Here is a 3,871-nt window from a genome sequence, read left to right on the forward strand (position 1 = left end):
TGTCGGTGACGGTCGAAAACTGAACCATTGTGACGGTTGAAAACTGAGCCACCCGTTTCAAACGATTGGGTGGGTGATCACTGTGGAGGATTGGGCGCTTATTCGGCGATTGCATCTTGCCGAGGGTGAGTCGATGAGGTCGATAGCGGCGCGGCTGGGGATCTCCCGGAACACTGTTGCCAAAGCGGTTAGTTCTGATGGTCCGCCTGCGTATGTGCGGGCACCTCAGGACTCCGGGATCAAGGCCGTCGAGCCTGCGATTCGTGCTTTGTTGCAGGAGAACCCGCGGATGCCCGCGACGGTGCTCGCGGAGCGGGTGGGCTGGTCGGGGTCGGCGGCCTGGTTCCGGGAGAACGTGGCCAGGATCCGGCCGGAGTATGCGCCGGCTGATCCTGCTGACCGGATCACCTATGATCCCGGGGATCAGGCGCAGTGCGACCTTTGGTTCCCGGAGGTGCAGATTCCCGTTGGAGCAGGCAAGACGCGGGTGTTGCCCGTGCTGGTGATGGTGTCTTCGCATTCGCGGTTCATCATGGCCAGGATGATCCCGTCGCGGATGACCGGGGACCTGCTGGCCGGGATGTGGGAGCTGCTCGGATCCCTGGGTGCGGTTCCGCGGCGGCTGATCTGGGACAACGAAACCGGGATCGGTCGCCGGAACAGTTACGCCGCCGGGGTGGCTGCGTTCGCCGGGGTCCTCGCCACCCGGGTCGTTCAGGTCAAACCCTATGACCCGGAAAGCAAAGGCGTGGTCGAGCGGGCCAACCAGTTCTTGGAGACCTCGTTCCTGCCGGGCCGGGTCTTCACCTCACCGGAGGATTTCAACGCCCAGCTGGCCATGTGGCTGCCGAAGGCCAATGCGCGGCTCGTCAGGCGGACAGGTGCCCGGCCGGCGGAGCTCATCAATGCGGACAAGAAGGCGATGCTGGCGCTGCCACCGGTTCCACCGGTCACCGGATTCACCGCCAGGGTCCGGCTCCCGCGGGACTACTACGTCCGGATGGGGTCCAACGACTACTCCGTCCACCCGCAGGCCATCGGCCGGTTCGTCGAGGTCACCGCCGACCTCGAAACCGTCACGATCAGCCTGGACGGCAGAACTGTCGGAACCCACACCCGGTCCTGGGGCAAGGGCCTGACGATCACCGACCCAGACCACGTAGAGGCGGCAAAGGCACTACGGAAGGCCTTCCAAACCCCTCAGCCGGTGGGTGAGACAGCCGGGCTGCGGGATCTGGCCGACTACGACCGCGCATTCGGGGTCATCCTTGATGACGGGCAGGTCGCCTGATGCCCGCTATCAAGGAAACCGCTGGCCAGATCGAGTACTACTCCCGGGCAATGAAAGCACCCCGGATCCGGGAAGCAGCAACCCGGCTCGCTGATCAGGCCCGGGAAGGAGGCTGGACCCACGAGGAATACCTCGCCGCTGTGCTGTCGCGGGAAGTGGCCGCGAGGGAAGCCTCCGGAGCAGAGATCAGAGCCAGGGGCGCCGGGTTCCCGGCCCGGAAATCACTCGAGGACTTCAACTTCGATCACCAGCCCGGCCTCAAACGCGACACCATCGCCCACCTTGCCACCGGAGCGTTCCTCACGGAAGCATCCAACATCGTCCTGCTCGGACCGCCCGGCACCGGCAAAACACACCTCGCAACCGGCCTGGGCTTACGGGCCACCCAGCTCGGACATCGGGTCCTGTTCGCGACGGCCATCGACTGGGTAGCCCGCCTCCAGACAGCCCACCAGAACGGCAGACTGCCCCAGGAACTCGTAAGGCTGCGCCGCTACCGGCTGATCATCGTCGATGAAGTCGGCTACATCCCTTTCGAGCAAGATGCCGCGAACCTGTTCTTCCAACTGGTCTCATCGCGCTACGAGCACGCCTCGCTGATCCTGACCTCGAACCTCCCGTTCGCCCGCTGGGGCGACGTGTTCGGCGACCAGGTCGTCGCCTCGGCCATGATCGACCGCATCGTCCACCACGCCGAAGTCATCACCCTCAAAGGCTCCAGCTACCGACTCAAACACACCCAAGTCGACTCACTGCCCTCGACAAGACCCGAAAATACGGCAGAATAACCAACGTCAAAGTGGCTCACTTTTCCACCCGCGAAACGGCTCACTTTTCGACCATCGCTGACACGGGGCCGAGAGATGCCAGTAGGTGCATGCCGATTCGGGTGGCCTAGGTGTATTAGCCACAGACACTATTGGTCGATGACGGCTGGCCGTTGCACTGAGCGGTGGACCATCGCGCTGCGGCATAATCGCCGCTGGGTGCCAGGATGGGCTACTCCCGGTACCGGCTGACGAGATGTCGTGGCTGGACCGGCCACCGGCCCGGCGGGTGATTCGCCACGAGCACCCAAACCCCCGAGACCTGGTCCACGTGGACATCAAGGAACTCGGCAGAATCTCTGACGGAGGCTGGCACCGGGTCACCGGGTGGCAGTGGGGAAACCGGAACCAGACCGAGACCCACGCAAACCGGCGACCCGGGTACGCCTACCTCCACAACGCCATCGATGACTACTTCCGGTTCGCCTGCCCCGAGATCCTCGCCGACGAAGAAGGAGATCGCGGCAGGGTCGTAAAGGGCAAACGCCGCTGTCAGCGCCACCGGGATCACGGTGAGCCGGTTCTCACGGACAACGGCTCCTGTTACAGCTCCTACGCATTCAACGACGCCCTGGGCCGAAAGATCAGCCACAAACGCACCCGTCCCTACCGCCCAAACCTAAGTCGACGGTTCAACCGCACCATGCTCGACGAGTGGGCAAACGCCCGGCCCTACCCTTCAGAAAAGCGAGGTGTTGCTGCGTTCCCCGCCTGGCTGCACCACTAGAACCACAACCGAGGCCCGACCTCTCTCAAGGGTCAACCACCCGCCGTCGGCGTCACCAGCCCCGACGCCGACGGCATTGACCAACCGTCGGAAGGCTTGGTCTACGATCTCTTAGCAGAGGCGTTTGTGGTTTGACAAGCGCACCCGTCTTACCCAGCACAATCACTTCCTGATGGGCAAACCAACTGGCCACACCGGACGGTTCTATTGGGCACCAGCAGGCGGAATCACTGGCCATCTATCGGCAGTTCTCCACGACCGTCGACACGCAGGTGCCGACTGCCGTCTCACCAATGCCGTAACAATCCGGCCAGTACAGACACGAGCAGCAAGCACGAATATAGGGGTGAGTATCGAGGCTCGGATTTTGGTTGCAATTCACGGACCGTTCGCCCAAGCTGAAAGCAGCTTTATGCTATCTGCGCGGTTCTGACCGCGTGGAATTCACAGGGTCGGCCCATTTTCCCTCGCCGAAAGCGATGCGTGCATCTGCCAGCATCTCCATATCTTGCGCAGTAGTTCCCCCTGAGATGCCCACTCCAAAGGTTTCAGTCCCGAAGTCGACAAAGGTCCCTCCGCCGAACGCAATCAAGCGGTTTGACGACGAAGTGAGCGAGTAGAGAGGTTCTCCGGGCAGGATCTGTGCAGCCAGAGCCGCTGTCTCACATCTCATCACTACAGAGGTGTAAGCCTTACGTTCTGCCATCTCCAAGGCCAGGACGGGCGAACCGGGCATGCGGTGCAGGAGGACTACGTGCCCGTGAGCATCGACGATCGTGATGCAGATCGGAATGCCATGCACGTTCGCGACCGATTCGAGTAGTTCGCATAGGCGTTTGAGTGCTGGATAGCTGTCCACGTAATAGGCCTTTCTATAGCCGGTTTGTCGTGCCAGGACCCGGTGGGGTTGGCCGGTAGATGGGGCCACGGTTGATGACGACGTCAAGGATGCCGTCCTCGAGGTACGATTCCGCCTCATCGGGGTAGGCGGGGTTGGACTCCGGAATTGCGGCGGGGTAGCCCAGA

Annotated in this window: 4 protein-coding genes; 3 read left to right on the forward strand and 1 reads right to left on the reverse strand. The window is 62.6% G+C overall.

Annotation, left to right across the window (positions count from 1 at the left end; translation table 11 throughout):
• Positions 1-73 precede the first annotated feature (73 nt).
• The 3 genes from istA (at position 74) to DBZ45_RS13580 (ending at position 2,845) form a co-directional block, all read left to right on the forward strand.
• Positions 74-1,291 (forward strand): IS21 family transposase, encoded by a 1,218-nt coding sequence (gene istA, locus DBZ45_RS13570; RefSeq protein WP_111904276.1) that lies wholly within the window; start codon positions 74-76, stop codon positions 1,289-1,291.
• Complete coding sequence (gene istB, locus DBZ45_RS13575) at positions 1,291-2,079, forward strand: IS21-like element helper ATPase IstB (protein ID WP_111904277.1); 789 nt, start codon at positions 1,291-1,293, stop codon at positions 2,077-2,079. The genes istA and istB overlap by 1 nt, the downstream gene beginning before the upstream one ends.
• Before the next feature lie 235 nt (positions 2,080-2,314).
• Positions 2,315-2,845, forward strand: a complete 531-nt coding sequence (locus tag DBZ45_RS13580; protein ID WP_111904420.1) for a DDE-type integrase/transposase/recombinase — start codon at positions 2,315-2,317, stop codon at positions 2,843-2,845.
• A 415-nt stretch (positions 2,846-3,260) separates the two neighbouring features.
• Here DBZ45_RS13580 and DBZ45_RS13585 read toward each other — a convergent pair whose 3' ends face one another.
• A complete protein-coding gene (locus DBZ45_RS13585) occupies positions 3,261-3,704 on the reverse strand; it encodes a GlcG/HbpS family heme-binding protein (protein WP_190243130.1) in 444 nt (147 codons plus the stop codon).
• Between the last annotated feature and the right edge of the window lie 167 nt (positions 3,705-3,871).

This window comes from Arthrobacter globiformis (assembly GCF_003261175.1).
GTDB lineage: Bacteria > Actinomycetota > Actinomycetes > Actinomycetales > Micrococcaceae > Arthrobacter > Arthrobacter globiformis_A.